The following is a 24,596-nucleotide window of genomic DNA, read 5'->3' as shown; positions in this document are numbered from 1 at the left end:
CGAGGGAGCCTTTTGATTTTGCAGTGAAGCAGAGCGATCAGTAGCTGTTGCCACCACCGAAACCGCCACGGCCGCCGCCGCCGCCTTCACGACGGCCGCCGCCAGCACCGCCGCCGCCGTAGGGGCTGCGGAAACCGCCACCACCACCTTCGCGGCCACCGCCACCGTAGCCACCGCCGCCATCGCGACCGCCACCACCATAGCCGCCGCCACCTTCACGGCCACCGCCGTAACCGCCGCCGCCAGAGCGGGGAGGACGTGGCTCCATGGGACGAGCTTCGTTCACCACGAGACTGCGACCACCCAAAGGTGCGCCGTTCATGCCTTCAACGGCTGCCAGAGCTTCGGCATCGCTGCCCATCTCGACAAAACCAAAACCTTTAGAGCGACCTGTGTCGCGCTCCATCATGACTTTAGCGCTGGTCACAGTACCGAACTGTCCAAATGACTGCTCGAGATCGCTGTCGCGCACTGAATATGGCAAGTTGCCGACGTACAGTTTGTTGCCCATGAAAGGGACTCCTTAAAACACAAAAACAAAGCGATGGAGTCCCGAACCGAAACTGACCGATCACCAATTGACAACCTTGTCTGTGGCTTGCACCGACAAGATTGCGCACATTATGGGGCACAAGTTAGCTGAATCACCAAGCGTTTACCTGTATTCAGCCTAATTCACACCCGAAAAACCACAACTCACAAGGCCTACCAACTGGCCTCGCGATCGGGTGATGCGGTGATCTTGTGAATCGTTAAATCAGCGCCTTCGAATTCTTCTTCTTGGCTCAAGCGCAAACCTAGCGTCATCTTCAGCACGCCGTACACCACAAAACCGCCAACCAATGCCCATGTCACACCGAGCGCGGTGCCTGCCAATTGCGCGGTCAGGTTGATGCCACCCAAGCCACCCAAGGCTTGCGTACCGAAGATGCCCGCAGCAATGCCACCCCATGTGCCGCACAAACCATGCAAGGGCCACACACCCAACACGTCGTCGATGCGCCACTTGTTTTGTGTGAGTGTGAACATCACCACAAAAATACCACCGGCCACAGCACCCACCACCAATGCGCCCATGGGGTGCATCAGGTCAGAGCCCGCACACACCGCCACCAAACCAGCCAAGGGGCCGTTGTGCACAAAACCGGGGTCGTTTTTGCCCGCAATGAGTGCCACCAAAGTGCCGCCCACCATGGCCATCAGTGAGTTGACCGCGACAAGACCCGAGATTTTGTCGAGGGTTTGTGCACTCATGACGTTGAAGCCAAACCAACCCACGATCAAAATCCATGCGCCCAAAGCGAGGAACGGAATGCTTGAGGGTGGGTGTGCAGAAATGGCGCCGTCTTTGCGGTAGCGGTTGCTACGTGCACCGAGCAACAACACGGCAGGCAAAGCAATCCAGCCGCCCACGGCGTGAACCACGATGGAGCCCGCAAAGTCGTGGAACTCATCACCGGTCCATTCTTTGAGCCACGCTTGAAAACCGAAATGCTGGTTCCAAGCAATGCCCTCGAAGAAGGGATACACAAAACCAACAATGACGGCTGTGGCAATCAGCTGTGGCCAAAACTTGGCGCGTTCGGCAATGCCGCCCGAGATGATGGCTGGAATGGCGGCTGCAAACGTCAGCAAGAAAAAGAACTTCACCAGTTCGTAGCCGTTTTTGTCGGCCAACGACTCAGCGCCGATCATGAAGCTCGCACCATAGGCCACACCGTAACCCACGACAAAGTAGGCGATGGTGGAGACACAGAAGTCCACCAAAATTTTCACCAGCGCATTGACTTGGTTTTTGCGACGAACCGTGCCCAGTTCTAAAAATGCGAAACCTGCATGCATGGCAAGCACCATGATGGCCCCGAGCAGAATGAACAAAGCATCTGCGCCCTGTTTGTGTGCATCCATAAAGTTGTCCTTGGAGTTTTGTTTTGTTTTGGTGCGTTTTTGCACCTGTTTTCTAAGTTGCACCTGATGTAAGCAAAAAATGCACCAAATCGTGCGTATGGTTCGTAAAACACGCGCGGTAGGATCGCTTCATGGAAGCATTTTTGATCTCAACAGGCATCGTCGCCCTCGCCGAAATGGGCGACAAGACGCAACTTTTATCGCTCGTGCTGGCAGCACGTTTTCGCAAACCTTGGCCCATCGTGTGGGGCATCTTGGTGGCCACGTTGGCCAACCACGCTTTGGCGGGTGGCTTGGGTGCATGGGTGACCAGCCTGATGGGCCCCACGGTGTTGCGCTGGGTCTTGGGCGTGTCGTTCTTGGCGATGGCCGCGTGGATGTTGGTGCCAGACAAACTGGATGACGACGATGCGGATGTGACACCCAAGTTCGGCGTGTTCGGGACCACTGTCATTGCCTTCTTCTTGGCCGAGATGGGCGACAAAACACAAATCGCCACCGTGATGTTGGCGGCTGAATACCAGTCGTGGTTGTGGGTGGTGGCTGGCACCACCTTGGGCATGATGTTGGCGAACGCGCCCGTGGTGTGGTTTGGCGAGCGCATCACGCGTTTGGTGCCGCTCACCTGGGTGCACCGCATCAGCGCGGCCGTGTTCGTGGTGTTGGGCCTGTTGGTGTTGTTTGGCAGCGAAGCGCCAGAGACACACAGCAAGTCACACGATGCAGCGGTACAAATGGTTGCGCCTAGCGAGCCTGCATCTGCAGCTTCCGCCGCATCCAGCGCGCCATAAAAAACGCCAGTGCATTTGAAGCACTGGCGGTGTTTAAACCACATGGCACGCCAAGTGCCGATGTGTTTTATTTGGCGATCACGCGCACCATCTCCAAGCACTTGTTGGAGTAGCCCCATTCGTTGTCGTACCAGCTAACGATTTTGATGAAGGTGCTGTCCAAGGCCAAACCCGCATCGGCATCAAACACCGATGTGCAGGGCTCGCCACGAAAATCGGTGGACACCACTTTTTCATCGGTGTAGCCCAACACGCCTTTGAGCGCGCCCAGGCTTTGCGCTTTCATCTCGGCACAAATTTCTTTGTACGTGGCTTCGCTGTTCAGTTCCACGGTCAAGTCGACCACGGACACATCAGAGGTGGGCACGCGAAACGCCATGCCTGTGAGCTTGCCCTTGACTTCTGGAATCACCACACCCACAGCCTTGGCCGCGCCGGTGCTGGAAGGAATGATGTTTTCCAAAATGCCGCGGCCACCACGCCAGTCTTTGTTGCTCGGGCCGTCCACTGTTTTTTGGGTGGCGGTGGTGGCGTGCACCGTAGTCATTAGGCCGCGTTTGATGCCCCACTTGTCGTTCAACACTTTGGCCACAGGCGCCAAGCAGTTGGTCGTGCATGATGCGTTGGAGATGATGGACTGGCCCGCGTAAGTCGTGTGGTTCACGCCATACACAAACATGGGCGTGTCGTCTTTAGAAGGGGCTGACAACAACACTTTTTTGGCGCCTGCGGCCAAGTGTTTTTCAGCTGTGGCTTGGTCGAGGAACAAGCCCGTAGCTTCAACTACGACATCGGCGCCGATGTCGTTCCACTTCAGTGCTGCTGGGTCGCGTTCTTGGGTGAGTCGAATCTTCTTGCCGTTCACTACCAAATGGCCGTTGTCCACCGACACCTCACCTTGGAAGCGGCCATGCACGCTGTCGAACTTGAGCATGTAGGCCAAGTAGTCGGGCTCCAATAGGTCATTGATACCCACAACTTCGATGTCGTGAAAGTTTTGAATGGCGGCGCGAAACACCATGCGTCCGATGCGGCCAAAGCCGTTGATGCCGATTTTGATGGTCATGTCAGTCTCCTTAAATGGCTCAATTCTATGAAACTTTGTTACATGATTTCAAGACAAATCATGTATTTTTTTTACCTTGGGAGAAAAGCAGGCAAAGAAAAAGCGCCCGAAGGCGCTTATATGTAGCAAGGTTTTAAAGAATTACTTCTTCTTCGCCACCACGCGAACCATCTCCAAGCACTGCTTGGCATAGCCCCATTCGTTGTCGTACCAAGCGACAATTTTGACGAAGCTCTTGTCCAGTGCGATGCCTGCGGTGGCATCAAACACGCTGGCGCACGGCTCTCCACGGAAGTCGGTAGACACCACTTTTTCGTCGGTGTAACCGAGCACGCCTTGCAGCGCGCCTTCGCTTTGCGCTTTCATTTCAGCGCAGATTTCGGCGTAGCTGGCATCGCTGTTGAGCTCTACGGTCAGGTCAATGACCGAGACATCAGAGGTGGGGACACGGAAGGCCATGCCGGTGATCTTGCCTTTGATTTCTGGAATCACCACGCCCACCGCCTTGGCTGCACCAGTGCTGGAAGGGATGATGTTTTCCAAAATGCCGCGACCGCCGCGCCAGTCTTTGCGCGAGGAGCCGTCCACCGTCATTTGGCTGGCAGTGGCTGCGTGCACAGTGGTCATCAAACCGCGTTTGATACCCCACTTGTCGTTCAACACTTTGACCACGGGGGCCAAACAGTTGGTGGTGCAAGACGCGTTAGAGACGATGGCTTCGCCAGCATATTTTTTGTGGTTCACGCCGTAGACGAACATGGGGATGCTGTCTTTGGAGGGTGCCGAAATGACCACCTTTTTAGCGCCTGCAGCGATGTGCATTTGGCTGGTGGGTTCGGTCAAGTAGTGACCGGTGCACTCGAGCACGGTGTGAACGCCCATCTCGCCCCACTTGAGGTTGTGTGCATCGCGCTCGTGCGAGAGTTTGATTTTTTTGCCGTTGACGATCAGGGCGTCTTCGGTGAAATCCACAGTGCCATCAAAGCGGCCGTGCACGCTGTCGTACTTAAGCATGTAGGCCAAGTAGTCGGCAGGCTTGGGGTCGTTGATGCCGACGATTTGGATGTCGGTGTAACCGTGCTTGAGCGCAGCGCGCAAAGCCAAACGGCCAATACGGCCGAAGCCGTTGATACCTAATTTGATGGTCATGTGAAGCCTTAAGAGGAAGTTTAAAACTCGTGTGGTTTAAGCCTGCTTTTGCAGCGCGGCTTGAACCGTGTCGGCCACGTTTTCAGGCGTGAAACCGAAGTGTTTGAACAAAACAGGGGCGGGCGCAGATTCGCCGTAGGTGTCGATGCCAACCACGGCCGACACGCCGTATTTCCACCAGCCGTCGGTCGAGCCCATTTCCACCGCAATGCGGGGCACGCCTGCTGGCAACACAGCGGCTTTGTAGGCCACGCTTTGGCGGTCGAATGTGGTGGTGCTGGGCACAGACACCACGCGCACGGCAATCTTGCGCTCGGCCAACAAAGCTTGCGCTTTCATGGCCAGTTGCACTTCAGAGCCGGTGGCCAAGATGACCGCTTGCGCCTTTTTCTTGATGCCCACTTCGCTTGGCTCAGCCAACACGTAAGCACCTTTGTTGATGGCGTCGAGGCCAGAGATGTCACCAGCAGCCAAGGTGGCGTTGCTATGCACGGCTTCACCTTTTGGCAGGTAAGGCAGGTTTTGGCGGCTCAACAACAGCGCAGTTGGGCGGCTGGTGTTTTGCAAAGCCACGGCCCAAGCCACAGCGGTTTCGGCGGTGTCCGCAGGACGCCACACGTCGAGGTTAGGAATCAGGCGCAACGAGGCAGCGTGCTCGATGGACTGGTGGGTGGGGCCGTCTTCGCCCAAGCCAATGGAGTCGTGGGTGAACACATGCACCACGCGTTGCTTCATCAGCGCTGCCATGCGGATGGCGTTGCGCGAGTAGTCGCTAAAGGTCAGGAACGTGCCGCCGTAGGGAATGAAGCCGCCGTGCAAAGCCACGCCGTTCATGATGGCGGCCATGCCGAATTCGCGCACGCCGTAGTTGATGTGGCGGCCACCTTGGCCAGCATCGTTCTTCACCACATGGCCTGCTGCGTCAAAGCGCAGGTTGGGGGTGGACTTGGTGTTGGTCAGGTTAGAGCCGGTCAAGTCGGCGCTGCCACCCAAGAGTTCGGGCAAGGCTGCTGTGAATGACTCCAAGGCCAATTGGCTGGCCTTGCGGCTGGCCACAGTTTCGGCTTTGGTGTGGGCGCCGATGACGGTGTCGACCACGGTTTGAGCAAAGTTCTTGGGCAACTCACCAGCCATGCGGCGCAGCAGTTCTTTGGCCAAGGCGGGGTGTGCGGCTTTGTAGGCAGCGAACGTTGCTTTCCATTCAGCTTCTTGAGCCTTGCCGCGTGTTGCCGCGTTCCAATCGGCGTACACCTCTTTGGGCATCTCGAAGGGGGCGTGGTTCCAACCGATGGCTGCGCGTGTCAATGCAATTTCTTCAGCGCCCAAAGGTTCGCCGTGGGCTTTGGCCGTGTCAGCGCGGTTGGGGCTGCCTTTGCCGATGCTGGTTTTACAAACAATCAGTGTGGGCTTGTCAGTGCTGAGCTTGGCCGAAGCAATCGCTTGGCTCACCACCGCGGCGTCGTGGCCGTTGATCGGGCCAATCACGTTCCAGCCGTAAGACTTGAAACGCTCAGGTGTGTTGTCGGCAAACCATGGGGCAACTTGGCCATCGATGGAGATGCCGTTGTCGTCGTACAAGGCAATGAGTTTGTTCAGCTTCCATGCGCCTGCGAGTGAGCAAGCTTCGTGGCTGATGCCTTCCATCAAACAACCGTCGCCCATGAAAGCGTAGGTGTGGTGGTCCACCACGTTGTGGCCTTCACGGTTGAACTCAGAGGCCAACAATTTTTCGGCCAATGCCATGCCCACCGCGTTGGTGATGCCTTGGCCCAAGGGGCCTGTGGTGGTTTCCACGCCAGGGGTCACGCCCACTTCGGGGTGGCCTGCAGTTTTGCTGTGCAACACGCGGAAGTTTTTCAACTCGTCCATCGGCAAGTCGTAGCCGGTGAGGTGCAACAAGGCGTAAATCAACATCGAGCCGTGGCCGTTGGACAGCACAAAGCGGTCGCGGTTCAACCAATGGGGATTCTTGGGGTTGTGACGCAGGTGCTCGCCCCACAAGGCGACAGCCATGTCGGCCATGCCCATCGGCGCGCCGGGGTGACCTGAATTGGCTTGTTGTACAGCGTCCATTGCCAAGGCGCGAATTGCGCTGGCCATTTGTTGGGTATTTGCCATGTCAGGCGGCTCCGATGGGGTGTGAGGGAAAACCACGATTTTAGCGAGCCTGCCTACCGCTGGCTGACCGCATGCGACAGATGTTTCACAAATAGCCCGTGGTGTGGTCTGGCTACACTGCGGCGTGATGACAAAACACCCCATTTCAGCCGCTTCAACTTCGCCTGTTGGCTCTGCGTCAGGCTCAGCCACCGCCCTGCTTTTGGCCGCAGGCCGTGGTGAGCGCATGCGCCCGCTGACTGATGCCACCCCTAAGCCGTTATTGCCCGTTCGCAGCCAACCCCTGATGCAATGGGCCATGCAAGGCCTGCAGCGTGGCGGCGTAGAAAACTTGGTCATCAACACCGCTTGGTTGGGCGAGCAAATTCCCCAGCATTTCGGCCATGTGTTTGAAAGCGCTGGCCTTTCGCCTATGCACCTGCACTATTCGCAAGAAGGCGTGGACTTTGGTGGCGCGCTAGAAACCGCAGGCGGCATTGTCCGCGCCCTGCCCCAACTGGACGATGTGTTTTGGGTGGCCGCGGGCGATGTGTTTGCGCCAGACTTTGTGTTTACGCCCGAGGCCTATGCGCGCTTCGAGGCCAGCCCGCAGCTCGCTCATATTTGGCTGGTGCCCAACCCCGAACACAACTTGGGCGGCGACTTTGGTTTGTCTGCTGAGGGCTTGGCTTTGAATTTGCCGAAGTTGACGGCTTTGATGTCAACGTCTACGGCTGCCGCGCCAAATCAACTTTCAGCACGAACAAATCAAGATGCACCGCGCTACACCTTCAGCACCATTGCTCTGTACAAACGCGCTTTCTTCGAAGCGGCGTGGTGCCCTATTCCCGCAGGCAACCCCGCTGGCGTGAAAGCCCCACTCGCAGCCATGTTGCGCGCCGCCATGGACAATGGCGCGGTGAGTGCGTCGCTCTACACAGGTGCGTGGACCGATGTGGGCACGCCCGAGCGTTTGGCGCAACTCAACGCCGCCTGAACACACAATAAGACATGACACACCCGATTGCACACGCCCAGATTTACGCCGAACGTCGCGCCCGTTTGGCCGCCCAGTTGGGCGATGGTGGCGTGGCCATCATTCCCACCGCACCCGAACATGCACGTAACCGCGACAGCGACTTTCCGTATCGCCACGACAGCTACTTTTATTACCTGACGGGCTTCACCGAGCCCAACGCTTGGCTAGTGCTCGACGCCACAGGGCGCAGCACGCTGTTTTGCCAGCCCAAAGATTTGGAGCGTGAAATTTGGGATGGCTACCGTTTGGGCCCAGACGCTGCCGTGTCAGCGCTGGGCGTAACAGCTGCCGTGTCGGTTACCGAGCTGGACAAGCAACTGCCCAAATTGTTGGAGAACCAGCAGACTGTTTGGTACCCATTTGCGACGCACAAAGGTTTGGAAACTCGCGTAGATGGTTGGCTCAACGCCGTACGCTCCCGCGTGCGTTTTGGTGCACAGTGCCCGTCGCAGCAACGCGATGCCTGTGGCCCGTTGGATGAGATGCGCCTCATCAAAGACGCACACGAACAAGACGTGATGCGCCGTGCCAGCACCATCAGCGCGCATGCCCACATCCGTGCCATGCAAACCAGCGCGCGCATGTTGCGGGCAGGCCAAGACGTGCGCGAGTACCACTTAGATGCCGAGTTGCTGCACGAGTTCCGCATGCACAGCTCCCAGTTTCCGGCGTACACATCCATCGTGGCCGCGGGCGCCAATGCCTGCGTGTTGCACTACCGCGCCGATGCCGCACCTGTGCGCGATGGCGAGTTGGTATTGATCGATGCAGGGTGTGAGTTGGATGGTTATGCGAGTGACATCACGCGCACTTTTCCTGCGAACGGCAAGTTCACCGGCCCGCAACGCGACCTGTACAACTTGGTGCTGGCCAGCCAAGACGCGGCAGTGGTGGCGACCAAAGCCGGCGCGCGTTTTGTGGACCCGCACGACGCCACCGTCAAAGTGTTGGCGCAAGGTTTGTTGGACCTCGGTTTGTTGAACAAAGCCAAACACGGCAATGCGCAAGACGTGATTGAAAAGCGTGCGTACTTCCCGTTTTACATGCACCGCACCAGCCACTGGCTGGGCATGGATGTGCACGACTGCGGCAGCTATGTGGAGCCCACCGAGTTGGGCCAAACCAGCGAACGCAAAGACCCCTTGTCGGGCGAGACCATCGTCAATCGACCCAGCCGCCTCTTGCGCGAGGGCATGGTGCTCACCATTGAGCCAGGCCTCTATGTGCGCCCCGGGCCGGATGTGCCCGAGGCGTTTTGGAACATTGGCATTCGTATTGAGGACGATGGGATCGTGACTGCTAATGGTTGCGAGCTGATTTCTCGTGGTGTGCCTGTAATTGCTTCTGAAATTGAAGCGTTCATGCGCGGTTAATTTCTTAGCCAAGCGGCAGCCCAAGAAAAATCCCTATTGACCTATAAAGTTTGCTTTTGCGAATAAGTAAAAACCATTGCCACTTGCATACGCACATCCACGGACAAACCGCCCTAGACACAGGCCTAAAATGAAATCACAAGCTAAGGCGGTCGCACTTGTGCAAAGCGCGCCGCCTTTTGCATAACAAGGAGATTTCTATGGGTTCCAACCACTCTCACAACAGCGCCGAGGCACGTGCCGAACTGCGCCGTGCCGCTCTCGAATACCACGAGTTTCCAACTCCAGGCAAAGTGGCGATTCACGCCACCAAGCAGTTGGTGAACCAACATGATTTGGCCTTGGCTTATTCGCCCGGCGTGGCTGCGCCTTGCGAAGAAATCGTCAAAGATCCCAACAACGCATTCAAGTACACCAGTCGTGGCAACTTGGTGGCCGTCATTACCAACGGCACGGCCGTGCTGGGCTTGGGCGACATTGGTCCCTTGGCCTCTAAGCCTGTGATGGAAGGCAAAGGCGTTCTGTTCAAGAAGTTCGCGGGCATTGACGTGTTCGACTTGGAAATAGACGAGAAGAACCTCGACAAATTGGTTGACATCATTGCGTCGTTAGAGCCCACTTTCGGCGGCATCAACCTCGAAGACATCAAGGCGCCTGATTGCTTCTACGTCGAGCGCAAGTTGCGCGAGCGCATGAAGATCCCAGTCTTCCACGATGACCAACATGGCACCGCCATCACCGTGGGCGCAGCGATCTTGAACGGCCTCAAGGTGGCAGGCAAAGATATCAAAAACGTCAAACTGGTCACCTCCGGTGCTGGTGCTGCCGCTTTGGCCTGTTTGGGCCTGTTGCTCAAGATGGGCATGCCACGCAAAAACATTTATGTCACTGATTTGGCTGGCGTGGTCTATGAAGGCCGCACCGAGCTGATGGACGAAGACAAGATTCAGTACGCCCAAAAAACCGATGCGCGCACACTGAGCGACATCATCGAAGGCGCCGATGTGTTTTTGGGCCTGTCCGCTGGCGGCGTGCTGAAGCCAGAGATGGTCAAGAAGATGGCTGCCAAGCCCATCATCATGGCCTTGGCCAACCCCAACCCAGAGATCACGCCCGAAGAAGTGAAGGCCGTGCGCGATGACGCCATCATCGCCACGGGACGTAGCGACTATCACAACCAAGTGAACAACGTGCTGTGTTTCCCCTACATCTTCCGTGGTGCGCTGGATGCAGGTGCGTCCACCATCACCGATGAGATGGAAATCGCCGCGGTGTACGCCATTGCTGAATTGGCACAAGCCGAGCAAAGCGAAGTGGTGGCAGCCGCCTATGCGGGCGAGACGTTGGCTTTTGGTCCTGAGTACCTCATTCCCAAGCCATTCGACCCACGCTTGATGATGAAGATTGCCCCTGCCGTGGCCAAAGCCGCCGCAGACAGCGGTGTGGCCACGCGTCCGATCCAAGATATGGAGGCCTACATTGAGAAGCTGCAAGGCTTTGTCTATGCGTCCGGTTCGATCATGAAACCGATTTATGCCGCCGCCAAGCGCGCGACTAAAAAGCGTGTGTGTTACGCCGAAGGTGAAGAAGAGCGCGTCTTGCGCGCTGTGCAAATCGTGGTGGACGAACGCTTGGCGAAGCCCACCTTGATTGGTCGTCCTTCCGTGATTGCGCAGCGCATTGAAAAATTTGGTTTGCGCCTCAAAGAGGGCGTGGATTACGACGTGGTCAACGTCGAGCAAGACCACCGCTACCGCGACTTCTGGCAAACCTATTACAAGATGACCGCCCGCAAAGGCGTGACCGAGCAGTTGGCCAAAATTGACATGCGCCGCCGTTTGTCGCTGATTGGCACCATGATGCTGCACAAAGGTGAGGTAGACGGCCTGATTTGCGGCACTTGGAGCACACCGCTCACGCATTTGAACTATGTGGACCAGGTGATTGGCAACCGCAAGGGCGTGAGCACGTATGCCGCCATGAATGGTTTGTTGCTGCCAGACCGCCAGGTGTTCTTGGTCGACACCCACATCAACTACGACCCAACCGCAGAGCAATTGGCTGAAATCACGGTGATGGCGGCTGAAGAAATGCGCCGTTTTGGTATCCAGCCCAAAGCTGCGTTGTTGTCGCATTCCAACTTTGGCAGCAGCGACCAGCCTTCGGCCATCAAAATGCGCGAAACCTTGGCTTTGGTCAAGAAAAAGGCACCTTGGCTTGAAATTGATGGCGAAATGCATGGCGATGTGGCGCTGGACGGCGATGTGCGTGCCGCTCAAATGGCGGACACCACCCTGATTGGTGATGCCAATTTGCTGGTTTTGCCTAACTTGGACTCTGCCAACATTGCGTACAACCTGCTCAAAACAGCGGCTGGCGGCAATATTGCCATTGGCCCAGTGTTGCTGGGTGCGGCGAAACCGGTGCACATCCTGACCGCGAGCACCACGGTGCGTCGCATCGTCAACATGACCGCGTTGACCGTGGCGGATGCCAGCGCAGCTCGATAAGCGTTTTTACAGCTTAAATTAGCCTTTTTAGGTTAAATAACCCTTCAAGGGCCCCCCAGAAATGGGAGGGCCCTTGCTTTTTTGTTTCAATTCGAAGACACTTGCGCTTTCAATTTTCGGGTTAACCCGAAGATCAAACGTATTTAAAACAGTCTTAAGAACGGCGATTTTCATGCCTTTGCGTACTATCAAAACCAATATTGTTCAGTCCATCCGCGCGTTCCGCGTGCCTGATTTGCAAGAGGCGGCCCAAGGCCTTGGCCACCATTTTCTTTATGTGAACCTGGCCCAAGCCCAAAGCAAGCAAGACATCTTGGACATCATTTCCAAAGAGTTCAACCTGTCTGCCTCGGCTAGCAAGAACTTTGATTCCTTGTACGACGGCATGACCGACCCCTTGCACAAGTCTGGCCCACAGCCTGGCTTTATCTTGGTGTTGGAGCACATTCCTGCCCACGCCAAGTTTGACAAAGAAGCCCGCGAACAGCTGTTGGACATCTTCCGCGAAGCGGCTGACTACTGGTCTGACCGCAAAGTGGCGTTCCGTTGCTTCTACTCATTCTCCGTGGCTCGTGCCCCGTCGGCTGAAAAGCCAGGCGTGGCAGCCGAAGGCATTGAGTTGCTGGAAGAGGGCGAAAAAATGCCAACTGACAAGCTGGTCGACGTGTCGCCCATGGCTTTGCGCATGAGCAGCCCCTTCAACGCAGGCTACTGGCAAACAGCGGCTTAACTGGCAGGCTGCTTTCGTAGCAGCGCCAACAAAAAACCCGTCAGCAGTCACCTGCGACGGGTTTTGTTTTTGGCGTTTGGGTCTTTACAGACTTTGCACCAGAGCCACATATTCGGCCACCGGCACTTCTTCTGCACGGCGTTGCACATCGAAGGTGCCCGCAAAGTGACGCGCTTCCAACCAACGGCCCAAGGTGTGGCGCAACAGCTTGCGGCGTTGGCTGAAAGCTGTTTTCACCATTTCCTCCATCAGCTTGACGTTAATTTTGGGGGGCTCCGCCAAGGGCACCATGCGCACCACGGCGCTGTCCACGCGCGGAGGTGGGTCAAACGATTCGGGCGGCACAAACAACACGTCTTCCATGTCGTAGCGCCACTGCAGCATCACGCTCAAGCGGCTGTAGTCGCTGCTGCTGGGCTTGGCCACCATGCGGTCAATCACTTCTTTTTGCAGCATGAAGTGCTGGTCTTGCACCACGGCCACATGCTCCAGCAGATGGAACAGGATGGGCGACGAAATGTTGTACGGCAGGTTACCCACCACGCGCAGCTTGGGTACCTTGAGGTCAGCAGCCAATTGCGTGAAGTCCACGCGCAGCACGTCGGACTCAATCACGTTCAGGTGCGGATGCTCGCGCAGGCGCACGGCCAAATCGCGGTCTAACTCAATGACATTGAGACGACCTAAGCGCTCCACCAAGGGCTGTGTGAGCGCGGCCAAGCCTGGGCCAATTTCGACCATGGGGTCGCCCGGTTGCGGGTCGATCGCATCGACGATGCTTTCAATGATGGCGCCGTCGGTTAAGAAGTGTTGGCCGAAGCGCTTGCGTGCAATGTGTTTCAAAGTGGGCTCTGCTTATTGCGGTGCGTCGCGGTATTCCACATAGGCGCGGCCACGCACTTCTTGGGCCCACAGTTGGTAGGTTTCATCAAACTTTTTCTCACGCAAGCCGTTGCGCGCCATGTCGCGCAGCTCGCGCTCGCTGATGGGGGCTTCTCGACGTTCCATCACTTGAATCAGGTGCACGCCAAACCGAGACACCATCGGGTCGGCGATTTGGCCTGGCTGCAATTTGTTCATCACCTCTTCAAATTCAGGCACAAACATGCCTTGCGAGACCCAACCCAAGTCGCCGCCGTCGGGGCCACTGGCATCTTGTGAATGTTCACGAGCCAACTTGGCAAAGTCTGCTTTGCCCGCTTCGATTTGGCGTTTGTATTCAGCCAATTGGGCGCGTGCTGTGGTTTGGCTCAGTTGGCCGCCTGGGCGTAGCAGGATGTGGCGAGGATGGGTTTGCGTCACGGTCACCACGCTGCTGGCGCGCTTCGTTACTAATTTCAAAATGTGAAAGCCGGCGCCTGAGCGTACGAGGGTGACATCACCCACGGCCAAGTTTTTGGTGGCATCCACAAACAAGGTGGGGTAGCGGCTGGTTGCGCGCACGCCCATTAATCCGCCTTTGTCACGCTCTGCACTGTCAGACAACTCTTTAGCCAACTTGCCGAAGTCTTCGCCTTGTTTGGCGCGTGCTAACGCAGTCTGGGCTTTGCTTTGGAGGGCTACAACATCTGCATCATTGGCTTTTTCGGACACTGCCACCAAGATGTGACCCAACTCGATGTCAGGGTTGGTGTTGACGCTGGCATTTTGGCGTTCGCGAACAGCTTGGTCGATTTCAACCTCGCTGACCTTGATACGGCTTGGTACGTTGCGCTCGGTCAGGCGCTGCAGGATTGCTTGATCTTTGATGTTTTGTCGAAGGCTCGCAACGCTGGTGCCCTCGGCGCGAAATTTTGCGTGGAGTGCATCAACAGACATTTGGTTTTGTGCGGCCATGCGCTGTTCAGCTTGATCGACCGCTTCATTCTCAACGGTGACGCCCGCTTCTTTCGCATATTGCAAGAGGGCTTTTTCGGTGATCAAGCGCTCAAGGCTGTTTTGCAGCAACTCAGATGGCGCAGGAACATTTTTCTTCTGTTGACGCAGTTGCTGTGCAAGCAATGCTGCGCGAACATTGACATCGTGGTTGGTGATGGGTTGGGCATCGACAACCGCCACAATGAAGTCACGGCCTGATATGGTATTGGTTTTGGACGTTTGAGCCCATACTCCAGAGCTTGCCAAAGCAATCGCCAGCCAGGTGAGTGACGACCGACGGGCAAAGCGTAAGGTGAGAGAAAACATGGTCATCATCAATCGTAATTGCCGAAGCGGCTGGGTGTCATAGAAGGTTGTCGCAACGGCTGATACCGTGGCACATTGGAGCGCAGTGAGCCCATGGCATTGGTGCCGATGCGCGAGAAGCCTACAAATTCAAGTTGAAACAACAAGCGTTGGCGGGCCAAGCCATCCGTCACCTGCAAACGCTCAGCGACCACGCGGCTGAGCCAACAACCCGCATCGTATTCGAAGCCAATGACAGACTCGACCATCTTTTTATCGAGAGGGTTGTAGTTCAAGCGTGCCACGCTGTACCAGCGTCCCTCGCCCAATCCACGTCCTTCGCCACCACCAATGTCCGAACCTCCCCAGAGGTCGTGCAAGGGCCATTGCCAGCCGACATCTACTTGACGTGAGGCGGCAGCTCCCGCTTCCGTATTTTCGGTTCGATACGCGGCGCTGATGACGCGGTAGGAGCCAGGGTTGTAACGACCGCTGACCATGCGACGCAAGAAGTTGTCTGTCTTTTGGTTGTACTGAACGGTGGTGTCGACGGCCCATGCTCTGTTCAGCGCCACAGACGCGCCGGCCAAAAGATCGCTGATGCCGGTTTTGCCCGTGGGATCATCGGGCATGGTGACGTTCTGCTCCTTCATACGTAGGCGCTGCGCCACACCAAAACGTGCGCCTTCGGCGCCTGTTTCCGGATCGATGAAACGAGAGGTGGCGCCTAGGGTCAGCAGCTTGCTGTCGGAGATGCGGTCATAGCCGCCAAACGCGTTCTCGGTGAAGATGCTGGCGAAGTTGAACGAGTTGCCACCCGAGTCGTAGTTGGGCAAGTAGTTCTGATCGCGATAGGGCGTGTAAACATAGAAAGCCCGAGGCTCTAAAGTTTGAACCCATGCGCGATCAAACAGACGTGTAGATTTCTCGAACGCGATTCCGGTGTCGAGGCTGAACGTCGGCACGCTGACGCTGGCGCCACTTTGGCCTTCGTGGCCGCTGTAGAACGGATTGTTGGGCAAGCCACCGCTGAATTGGTAACTGCGGCTGTTGAGCTGCAGTTTGGGTGTGAGGTAACCAAAGGGGGTGTTGAATGGTCGGCTGATTTGAGCCAACGCCACTGCGCGGTCTGCATTGGGTGCGCAGGCGGATCGGTAACTGGCGCCATTCAAACATTCGTAATCGCGAGCAGATTCAAACCGTGTCAAGTCACCGTCCAAGCTAAAGTCAAAGCCCCCCACGTTGATGCGCTGCATGCGTGCTGTGAATTGCGGCATACGGTTGAATGGTCGCGTGATGCGGTTACCAATGGGATTGGCCAAGTCTTGCAAGGTTTGCCACATCTGTGTGCGCACCGACGTGGTGTAAATCCCATTGGTCCAATTCAAGCCCGCATCGTTTGACAACAGACGTTGCACGCCTGAGCCGCCAATGATGGCGAAATCTTTCCAATAGTCGTCATCACTGACACGGTTGAGGTTCAAGTTCAGCCCCAATGCGCCACCTGCAAAACCAGGGTTCACCAAGCCCACGTGGGAGTACTGCATGCCCCAGCGGCGCGAACCATCGCGCAAGGCATCTTTCTCCATGTAGTCAAAGCGCATTTGGCCTTGAAATGGCGCTTGCAGAGGTGGCAGGCCTTCTAAGTAGCGCAGCTCGGTGCTCAGGCGCAGGCCACGGTTGCTCCAATAGGTGGGAGAAAAGGTGACGTCGCGGTTGGGCGCCAAGTTCCAGTAGTAAGGCTGGGTGTATTCCAAGCCGCCAATGTTGTCGACACCAATGGTGGGTGGCAGCAAACCAGATTTACGCTCATCGCTGAGCGGGAAGTCAATTGAGGGCACTGGCAAAATCGGCACATCTTTGAACCGCAACGACGCGCCTTCAGCCAAGCCGATGTTGCGGTCGGTGTCGAGTGTGATTTTGTCGCCTTTGAAAAACCAATCGGGTGTCCAGCTTGGACCTGGTTTGCGTTGGCAAGTGGTGAAGTCTGCCTTGTGCATCACCGTGTTGGCGGGGTCGATGAAGTCGATCCGCTCGGCTTTGCCGTAGGCTTTGTTTTTCAACAGTTGATACTTGGGCTGGGTGAAGAAGCCTTCAAAGGCATCCAGATGAATGTCAAGGGCGGGGCCTTCGTACACATTGCCAGAACGGTTGATGTAGACGTTGCCACGCGCTTTGGCGAAATCTTCCGCTTGGTCGTAATCGACCTTGTCAGCTTTGAGGAGCAGGTCGCCGCGACGGATCACGACTTGACCATCTAAGATGGTTTGCAGGTCTGGGCGGCCACGCAGCGTGTCACTTTGTATGAACGTCGGCAGTTGTTTGCGCGTGTCATCCAAGATCAGCTCTTGCAACAAACTGCTGGGCTTGAGCACCAAAGGCGGTGAACTCACGGTTTGCGCGTGCAGTGCCAGTGTGTTGCCCAATAGGCCAAATGTGAGCCACGACAGTGCGTGTATTTGGCGGTGAATGAGAGGCAACAACATGAACGCAGATCAACCCAAGGCTGGTTTGTAGAATTTGGATTATCCATGAGCACACAGCCTAACTCCCAGCCTTCGGGCGCAAATACCTCTGCTTCCATCGAATGGGCCCAGCCCGAGCGTCAAGCAGCCTTCCACCAATGGCTCAATGCCCAAGCCAGCGCCCACGGCGTGCTGCCCGCTACCGTGCGTGCCGCCTCGGCGGACGCCAGCTTCAGGCGCTATTTCCGTGTCGACACAGCGAACGGCTCGTGCATCGTCATGGACGCACCGCCCGACAAAGAAAACTGCGAACCCTTTGTGCGCATTGCCCGTTTGATGCTGGACGCGGGCCTGTATGCCCCGCGCATCTTGGCGTGGGATGAGCCGCAAGGCTTCATGTTGCTCGACGACATCGGTTCGCAAACCATGATGGACGTCATCAACCGTGACGACCCGCAAGCCAATCACGGCCTTTACATGCGCGCCGTCGATGCTTTGCTGACCCTGCAACAAAGCAGCCGCCCCAGCGTGCTGCCCGCGTATGACGAAGCTTTGCTGCAGCGAGAGTTGTCGCTGTTCCCCGATTGGTACCTCACCCAACACCGCCAGCTGCAAATTGACAGCGCGCAACGCGAGATGTTGGACAAAACTTTCAAAACCATCATTCAGCGCAACTTGGCCGCACCCAGTGTCTACGTGCACCGCGACTTCATGCCGCGCAATTTTATGATGCCGCATGACCCCACCGAACAACGTTTGGGCGTGCTCGACTTTCAAGACGCGGTCTATGGCCCCATCACCTACGACATCGCCAGCCTCATGCGCGACGCGTTTTTGACGTGGGAAGAAGATGTGGTGCTGGACGTGACCATCCGCTATTGGGAACGTGCCCGCAAAATCGGTCTGTTGGATTTTGAAGACTGGCACAACGACTTCGGCGCGTTTTACCGCGCCGTAGAGTGGATGGGCCTGCAACGTCACCTCAAAGTGGCTGGCATCTTTGCGCGCCTGACGTTGCGCGATGGCAAGCCGAAGTACTTGGCCGATGCGCCGCGCTTCATCAACTACATCCGCACCACAGCCAGCCGCTACAGCGACCTCACGCCCTTGCTGCGTTTGATCGACAAGATTGAGGGCACAGAACCCGCCATCAGCTTGGCCTTTCCGCGCCTCACGCCCGGCGGGCGGGGCTAAGGATGGCACGCTTTTACTGCCCGCTGCCCTTGGTGTCTGGCCAAGTGGTGGACTTGCCCCCGACTGCCGCCCGCCATGTGCAAGTGCTGCGCATGCAGCCCGGCCACACGCTGACCTTGTTCAACGGCGAAGGTGGCGAGTTCAGCGCCGAGGTGCAACACATGGGCCGTAGCGATGTCCGCGTGGTCGTGGGCGAGCACCGTGCCGTGGAATGCGAAGCAGCCGTTCAAGTGCACTTGGCCGTGGGCATGCCAGCCAACGAGCGCATGGACTGGTTGGTGGAAAAAGCCACCGAGCTGGGCGTGCATCGCATTACCCCCTTGATGACCGAGCGCAGTGTGATTCGCCTGACCGGCGAACGCGCTGAAAAAAAGCAAGCGCATTGGCAAGCTGTGGCGGCCAGTGCAAGCGAACAATGCGGGCGCAACCGCGTGCCGCTGATTGACGCGCCCGAGCGCCTAGACGCTTGGCTGACAAAGCAAACTGCGCAGGCCGAGGTGGTGCAGGGCGTGCTCTCGTTACACGCGAGCACACAGCCTTTGACGGCTATGCGTGCAAATGTTGCGCAGAAGTCTTGGGTCTTGCTGAACGGCCCAGAAGGCGGCCTGACCGATGCAGAGGACGCTGCTGCTCGTGCCAAAGGCTTCGTGGCTTTGAGCTTGGGCGAGCGCGTGTTGCGTGCCGAAACAGCTGCCCTCGGAGCGTTGGCCCTGTTAACACTTACCTAAAACGGCGCACCCACTATGGACCTTCATCTTGAACTTTGGGTCTCCATGGCGGTGTTTGCTTTTGTGACGTCTGTTACGCCCGGCCCCAACAACATGATGTTGTTGGCTTCTGGCGTGAACTTTGGCGTGCGGGCGACGCTGCCTCATTTGTTGGGAATTTCATGCGGGCACTTCATCATGCTCATGGCCGTTGGCATGGGGCTTGGCGAACTGTTCATCCGCGTGCCCGTGATTTACCAAGTGATGCAAGTGCTGGGCATGGCGTACATGCTTTATTTGGCGTGGGGCATTGTCAGAAGTGGTCCACCGTCAGAAGACGAAGCAACCAACGAAGGCGCAACGCCTTTGGGGTTTTGGGGCGCAGCAGCATTCCAATGGGTCAACCCCAAAGCGTGGGTGATGACGCTCGGCTTTTTCAGCAATTACTTGCCGCAAGATGCGGGGCTGGTGTTGATTGCCGCCGCATCATTGGTGTTCAGCCTGATCAACTTGCCCAGCATCGCGGTGTGGGCTGTGATGGGCGCACGCATGGGGCACTATCTGCAAGTCGATCTTTATCGACGTATCTTCAATTGGACAATGGCGGTGCTGCTCGTGGCCTCCATGGCCGCGAGCTTGTTCATGCGTTGAACTTGAATACGGCCGTTCCCGCCATCAAGTTCGGCCACGTATCCACACGCTGGCCGTTTTGCAAGCCAAATGAATCGGTCACATGCAGACCGTTTTTCTCGGCCAACACTTCAAAGTCTTTGAACGTGCCCACGCGAATGTTGGGCGTGTCGTACCACTGGTAGGGCAAGCGCTTGGTCACGGGCATGCGGCCTTGCAGAATGCTCAGGCGGTTGGGCCAGTGTGCAAAGTTGGGGAAAGCCACGATGCCGGTTTTACCCACGCGTGCGGTTTCGCGCAGCATGGTTTCGGCGTTGCGCAAATGTTGCAAGGTGTCGATTTGCAGCACCACATCAAACGATTGATCGGCAAACACGCTCAGGCCTAAATCGAGGTTGAGCTGCAACACGTTCACACCGCGTTGCACGCAGGCGTGCACATTGGTGTCGTCGAGCTCTACGCCGTAGCCGGTGCAGCCTTTGTGTTGTTGCAAGTGAGCCAGCAATGCGCCGTCGCCACAGCCGAGGTCAAGCACGCGGCTGCCTTGGGGCACGAGGGCGGCAATTGATTTCAAGTTGTCGTGGGTCATGCGGCAACTCCGGTGGTCAATTCATCGTTGATGCGCGCAAAGTACGAGCGCACCACATTCATGTAGCGGGCGTCATCCAGCAAGAACGCATCGTGGCCATGTGGTGCGTCGATTTCGGCGTAGCTCACATCACGCTGGTTGTTGAGCAAGGCTTGCACCATTTCGCGGCTGCGTGCGGGTGAAAAGCGCCAATCGGTGGTGAAGCTCACCAACAGAAACTTAGCCGCTGTGCGCGCAAACGCCGCCGACAAATCGCCGCCATAAGTACGTGCAGGGTCAAAGTAGTCGAGCGCGCGGGTGATGAGCAAATAGGTGTTGGCGTCAAAGTACTCGCTGAATTTGTCGCCTTGGTAGCGCAGATAGCTTTCGATTTGAAACTCCACGTCTTGCGTGGAGTACTTGTAGCCGGTGGCGCTGCCCACGACTGCATCGCGCAGCTCGCGGCCAAACTTTTCGTTCATCACATCGTCGCTCAGATACGTGATGTGGCCCACCATGCGGGCGATGCGCAAACCGCGTTGCGGTACAACGCCGTGTTCGTAAAAGTGGCCACCATGAAAGTCAGGGTCGGTCACGATGGCGCGACGCGCCACTTCGTTGAAGGCGATGTTCTCCGCCGTCAGGTTGGGCGCACTTGCCACCACCACGGCATGACGCACGCGGTCTGGGTATTGCAGCGTCCAGCTCAGGGCTTGCATGCCGCCCAAGCTGCCACCCAAAACGGCGGCGAGTTGGGTGATGCCTAATCGGTCGAGCAACAAGGCTTGCGCATTCACCCAGTCTTCTACGGTGACTACGGGGAAGTCCGCGCCGTACACCTTGCCCGTGTCGGGGTGTGCGTGCATTGGGCCGGTCGAACCAAAGCAAGAGCCGAGGTTGTTCACGCCAATCACAAAGAAGTGATTGGTATCCACTGGTTTGCCGGGACCAATCATGTTGTCCCACCAGCCTTCGCTCTTGTCTTGGCCTTCGTACACGCCTGCGACGTGGTGCGATGCGTTGAGCGCGTGGCACACCAGGACCGCGTTAGAACGGTCAGCGTTGAGCGTGCCGTAGGTCTCGTAGGCTAGCGTGTAGTCGCGCACACTTGCGCCACTTTGTAGTTGCAAAGCTTCCGCAAAGTGCATCGCTTGCGACGTCGCGATTAAAGGAGTTGCATTCAAGGTCATGCGGTCACTCTTGTTGGTTCAGCAAAATTATTCGCCAATCGGGCGAAGGTGTTTGCCCGCAATGCCCGCCAGTTCAAACATGGTCACTTGGTCTTTACCAAACACGGGTTTGAGTTTGGCGTCGGCGTTGATGGCGCGTTTGTTGGTGGCGTCTTGCAAGCCGTTGGCCTTGATGTAGTCCCACAGCTTTTTGATCACCTCGGTGCGGGCCACGGCTTCTGCGCCAATCACGTTGGCTAGGTCAGCGCTTGGCAGATAGCCTGCGGTGACTTTGCGTGGCACTTTGGGCTTGGCCACTTTCTCGGCTTTGACCTTGGCGGCTTTCGTTGCTTTGGTGGTTTTGGCGGGCACTTTTTTGCCTGCGGCTTTGATGAGCGCGTTGGTCGTGGGTGTCTTGCCGCCTTTGGGCGGGTACTTGCTCACGCGGGGTTCAAACGCAAAGTTCACCTTGCCCGCCTCGGCGTCCCACTGCAAGAACGCTTTGAACGAACGGCGTGTGCGCATGGACACAAACTTGTCCAGCAAATCGGTTTTGCCTTCACTCAAGAGCTTGGTCATTTGCTCGCGTTCCACGGGTTGCTGCAAGATGATCTTGCCGCTCTTGAAGTCGCAGCTGGGTGTGGCTTGCGCATGTGTGGGCACAGCTTTGCTACACACATAGTTGCTGCCGTGCTCGTGCACAGGGCTGCCGCACTTGGGGCAATTGCCCAAAGGCGCTGCATCGCTGAACTCGACGATTTCGCCGGAGTCTGCGCCGTCGTCACCAAAGTCGAATTCGAGTTTCCAGTTTTGGTCTTCTTCGCTGTATTTGAGGGCGATCTCAGCCGTGAACGGCCAGCCCGCTTTGGAGCGGAAGCCGTCGAGTGGGCCAATCTTTTTGTTGGTCAAAAACTCTTCCACTTCAGCCGCATCAAAGGTGCGACCGCCTGGAATCTTGCTGATGGAGAAGCCGCAGCCTGCGCCGTTTTCGCCAGAGTCAGACGCGTTGCCGTCTTTGCCCACGCAGGCATAGCGGCGGTAGTTTTCTTTCACCACGCCGCCGCACTTGGGGCAAGGTGTTTGCAAGGTGGCATAGTCACCGGGGATAGTGTCGCGGTCAAATTCTTTGGCCTTCTTGACGATGTGCTCGGTCATTTCGGCAATTTCGCGCATGAATTCTTCGCGGCTCAGTTGGCCGTGTTCCATGAGCGAGAGCTTGTGTTCCCAGCCGCCCGTGAGTTCGGGCTTGGACAGCTCTTCCACGCCCAAACCGCGCAGCAGTGTGAACAGCTGGAAGGCCTTGGCGGTGGGAATCATCTCGCGGCCATCGCGGATGAGGTATTTCTCGTTGAGCAAGCCTTCGATGATGGCCGCGCGCGTGGCGGGTGTACCCAAGCCTTTTTCTTGCATGGCTTCGCGGAACTCGTCGTCTTCCACCAGCTTGCCAGCACCTTCCATGGCGCCGAGCAATGTGGCTTCGCTGTAGCGGGCAGGTGGACGAGTTTTCAAGCCTTTGGCGTCGGCTGATTCGTTCTTGGCCGACTCGCCTGCTTTCAAAGCGACGAGGGTTTTGCCGTCTTCTTCGTTGTCTGACGCTTCTTGTGCGGCGTCTTTGCCGTACACGGCCATCCAACCGGCGTTGACCAAGACCTTGCCTTCGGTGCGGAAGTTGTGGTCTTTGCCCCCTGCTTTGACCGTGCTGATACGCGTGGTCACCATGTATTCAGCACTGGGGAAGAACACCGCCATGAAGCGGCGCACCACCAAGTCGTACAGCTTTTGCTCGGCCTCAGACAAACCACTGGGCGCTTGCAAGGTGGGGATGATCGCAAAGTGATCACTGACCTTTTTGTTATCAAACACGCGGGGCAGTTTGCGCACGTAGTTGTTGTTCAGCGCGACGGTGGCGTGTTGTTCGAGGTGCTTCATGCCGCTGTCGGCCAACATGGTGAACGTGTCTTTCACCACAGCCACGTAGTCTTCAGGCAAGTGGCGTGAATCGGTACGTGGGTAAGTCAGCGCTTTGTGACGCTCGTACAAACTTTGCGCCAGGGCCAAAGTGGTCTTGGCCGAGAAGCCAAAGCGGCCGTTGGCTTCGCGTTGCAGCGAGGTCAAGTCAAACAAGCCGGGACTGGCTTTGGTGGTGGGTTTGCTCTCTTCGGTGACGGTGGCTTGTTGGTTGCGCACGGCGTCGGCAATGGTCAAAGCCTCGGCTTCGCTCCAAACGCGGTCGTGTTTTTTCTCGGCGTCTTCTGCGTCTTTTTTGTGCTCTGGGTTGAACCACTTGGCGGGGTAAGCGCCCGCAGCCACTTGGAAGCTGCCATGAATCTCCCAATAGTCGCGGCTGATGAACTTGCGTATTTGTTCTTCGCGCTCCACCACCACCGACAGGGTAGGCGTTTGCACACGGCCCACGGTGGTCAAGAAGAAGCCACCTTCGCGTGAGTTGAACGCAGTCAAGGCGCGTGTGCCGTTGATGCCCACCAGCCAGTCGGCTTCCGAACGACTGCGTGCCGCATCGGCCAAGCCTTGCATTTGTTTTTCGCTGCGCAGGGATTCGAAGCCATCCCGAATGGCTTGCGGCGTCATCGATTGCAACCACAGGCGCTTCACAGGTTTGTCGAGTGGCTTTTTACCGCCAGCGTATTGCTCGATCAAACGGAAGATCAATTCACCTTCACGGCCCGCGTCACACGCGTTGATGAGGGCGGTCACGTCTTTGCGTTTGGCCAGCTTCACCACCGCGTTCAAGCGTGTCTTGGTTTTCTCGACGGGCTTCAAGTCGAAGAAGGGGGGAATTACGGGCAGGTTGGCAAAGCTCCACTTGCCGCGCTTGACGTCGAATTCTTCGGGCGCTTGGATTTCCACCAAATGACCGACGGCACTGGAGACCACATAGGTGTCGCTCTCAAAGTGATCGTCGTGTTTTTCGAACTTCCCCGCCACAGGCGTGAGTGCGCGCACGATGTCTTGCGCGACCGAAGGTTTTTCGGCAATCACGAGGGTTTTGCTCATTTCAAAGTTCCTTAAAAACTGA

At 57.0% G+C, this 24,596-nt stretch carries 17 protein-coding genes and 2 pseudogenes; 8 read left to right on the top strand and 11 right to left on the bottom strand.

Going from position 1 to position 24,596, the window contains the following annotated elements; genetic code table 11:
- Nucleotides 1–37 precede the first annotated feature (37 nt).
- Entirely contained in the window at nucleotides 38–511 is a 474-nt protein-coding gene (locus tag LINBF2_RS12825) for an RNA-binding protein (protein WP_281889423.1), read from the bottom strand.
- Between the two features lie 194 nt (nucleotides 512–705).
- Nucleotides 706–1,908 (bottom strand): ammonium transporter, encoded by a 1,203-nt coding sequence (locus LINBF2_RS12820; RefSeq protein ID WP_281889421.1) that lies wholly within the window; start codon nucleotides 1,906–1,908, stop codon nucleotides 706–708.
- 131 nt (nucleotides 1,909–2,039) lie between these two features.
- Here LINBF2_RS12820 and LINBF2_RS12815 point away from each other — a divergent pair.
- Nucleotides 2,040–2,603, top strand: a pseudogene (locus LINBF2_RS12815) (TMEM165/GDT1 family protein); the annotation flags it as partial.
- 163 nt (nucleotides 2,604–2,766) lie between these two features.
- On the opposite strand, the gene gap (LINBF2_RS12810) reads toward LINBF2_RS12815, so the two are convergent.
- The 3 genes from gap (LINBF2_RS12810) to tkt all read right to left on the bottom strand — a co-directional run bounded on the left by gap (LINBF2_RS12810) (nucleotide 2,767) and on the right by tkt (nucleotide 7,032).
- Nucleotides 2,767–3,765: a type I glyceraldehyde-3-phosphate dehydrogenase gene (gap, locus tag LINBF2_RS12810; RefSeq protein ID WP_281889418.1), complete on the bottom strand. Its 999-nt coding sequence runs from the start codon at nucleotides 3,763–3,765 to the stop codon at nucleotides 2,767–2,769.
- Nucleotides 3,766–3,906: 141 nt separating this feature from the next.
- Nucleotides 3,907–4,914 (bottom strand): type I glyceraldehyde-3-phosphate dehydrogenase, encoded by a 1,008-nt coding sequence (gap, locus tag LINBF2_RS12805; RefSeq protein ID WP_104796931.1) that lies wholly within the window; start codon nucleotides 4,912–4,914, stop codon nucleotides 3,907–3,909.
- Between the two features lie 36 nt (nucleotides 4,915–4,950).
- A complete protein-coding gene (gene tkt / locus LINBF2_RS12800) occupies nucleotides 4,951–7,032 on the bottom strand; it encodes a transketolase (RefSeq protein WP_281889416.1) in 2,082 nt (693 codons plus the stop codon).
- A gap of 196 nt (nucleotides 7,033–7,228) precedes the next feature.
- Between tkt and LINBF2_RS12795 the strand changes: the two genes are divergently transcribed.
- The 4 genes and pseudogenes from LINBF2_RS12795 to LINBF2_RS12780 form a co-directional block, all read left to right on the top strand.
- Entirely contained in the window at nucleotides 7,229–8,008 is a 780-nt protein-coding gene (locus tag LINBF2_RS12795; protein ID WP_281891344.1) for a nucleotidyltransferase family protein, read from the top strand.
- A gap of 14 nt (nucleotides 8,009–8,022) precedes the next feature.
- Nucleotides 8,023–9,423, top strand: coding sequence for an aminopeptidase P N-terminal domain-containing protein (locus tag LINBF2_RS12790; RefSeq protein ID WP_281889414.1), 1,401 nt, complete (start codon nucleotides 8,023–8,025; stop codon nucleotides 9,421–9,423).
- 200 nt (nucleotides 9,424–9,623) lie between these two features.
- Nucleotides 9,624–11,933, top strand: a complete 2,310-nt coding sequence (locus tag LINBF2_RS12785; protein ID WP_104796935.1) for an NADP-dependent malic enzyme — start codon at nucleotides 9,624–9,626, stop codon at nucleotides 11,931–11,933.
- A gap of 172 nt (nucleotides 11,934–12,105) precedes the next feature.
- Nucleotides 12,106–12,495: pseudogene (locus LINBF2_RS12780) on the top strand (barstar family protein); the annotation flags it as partial.
- A gap of 252 nt (nucleotides 12,496–12,747) precedes the next feature.
- Here LINBF2_RS12780 and rsmA read toward each other — a convergent pair.
- Genes rsmA through LINBF2_RS12765 form a run of 3 tightly spaced genes read right to left on the bottom strand, consistent with a single transcriptional unit; the run spans nucleotide 12,748 to nucleotide 17,312 of the window.
- A complete protein-coding gene (gene rsmA / locus LINBF2_RS12775; RefSeq protein WP_281889411.1) occupies nucleotides 12,748–13,506 on the bottom strand; it encodes a 16S rRNA (adenine(1518)-N(6)/adenine(1519)-N(6))-dimethyltransferase RsmA in 759 nt (252 codons plus the stop codon).
- 12 nt (nucleotides 13,507–13,518) lie between these two features.
- On the bottom strand, nucleotides 13,519–14,847 hold the full coding sequence (locus tag LINBF2_RS12770; protein WP_281889409.1) for a peptidylprolyl isomerase: 1,329 nt from the start codon (nucleotides 14,845–14,847) through the stop codon (nucleotides 13,519–13,521).
- A gap of 8 nt (nucleotides 14,848–14,855) precedes the next feature.
- On the bottom strand, nucleotides 14,856–17,312 hold the full coding sequence (locus tag LINBF2_RS12765; RefSeq protein WP_281889407.1) for an LPS-assembly protein LptD: 2,457 nt from the start codon (nucleotides 17,310–17,312) through the stop codon (nucleotides 14,856–14,858).
- 45 nt (nucleotides 17,313–17,357) lie between these two features.
- On the opposite strand from LINBF2_RS12765, the gene LINBF2_RS12760 reads away from it, so the two are divergent.
- Genes LINBF2_RS12760 through LINBF2_RS12750 form a run of 3 tightly spaced genes read left to right on the top strand, consistent with a single transcriptional unit; the run spans nucleotide 17,358 to nucleotide 19,843 of the window.
- Nucleotides 17,358–18,485, top strand: a complete 1,128-nt coding sequence (locus LINBF2_RS12760) for a phosphotransferase (RefSeq protein WP_281889404.1) — start codon at nucleotides 17,358–17,360, stop codon at nucleotides 18,483–18,485.
- Between the two features lie 2 nt (nucleotides 18,486–18,487).
- Nucleotides 18,488–19,213, top strand: a complete 726-nt coding sequence (locus LINBF2_RS12755; protein ID WP_281889402.1) for a 16S rRNA (uracil(1498)-N(3))-methyltransferase — start codon at nucleotides 18,488–18,490, stop codon at nucleotides 19,211–19,213.
- 15 nt (nucleotides 19,214–19,228) lie between these two features.
- Nucleotides 19,229–19,843 (top strand): LysE family translocator, encoded by a 615-nt coding sequence (locus tag LINBF2_RS12750; RefSeq protein WP_281889401.1) that lies wholly within the window; start codon nucleotides 19,229–19,231, stop codon nucleotides 19,841–19,843.
- Here the strand turns inward: LINBF2_RS12750 and metW are convergent.
- The 3 genes from metW to LINBF2_RS12735 are packed head-to-tail and all read right to left on the bottom strand — an operon-like array spanning nucleotide 19,833 to nucleotide 24,574.
- A complete protein-coding gene (gene metW / locus LINBF2_RS12745; protein WP_281889399.1) occupies nucleotides 19,833–20,411 on the bottom strand; it encodes a methionine biosynthesis protein MetW in 579 nt (192 codons plus the stop codon). The two genes, LINBF2_RS12750 and metW, sit on opposite strands and share 11 nt — an antisense overlap.
- Nucleotides 20,408–21,580: a homoserine O-acetyltransferase gene (locus tag LINBF2_RS12740; protein ID WP_281889397.1), complete on the bottom strand. Its 1,173-nt coding sequence runs from the start codon at nucleotides 21,578–21,580 to the stop codon at nucleotides 20,408–20,410. The genes metW and LINBF2_RS12740 overlap by 4 nt, the downstream gene beginning before the upstream one ends.
- A 27-nt stretch (nucleotides 21,581–21,607) precedes the next feature.
- A complete protein-coding gene (locus LINBF2_RS12735; protein WP_281889395.1) occupies nucleotides 21,608–24,574 on the bottom strand; it encodes a DNA topoisomerase III in 2,967 nt (988 codons plus the stop codon).
- Nucleotides 24,575–24,596: the final 22 nt, after the last annotated feature.

The sequence above is a fragment of the Limnohabitans sp. TEGF004 genome (assembly GCF_027924965.1).
Classification (GTDB): Bacteria; Pseudomonadota; Gammaproteobacteria; order Burkholderiales; family Burkholderiaceae_C; genus Limnohabitans.
Note: the sequence above shows the minus strand (reverse complement) of the source record. Positions and strands in the feature narration are given on the sequence as shown.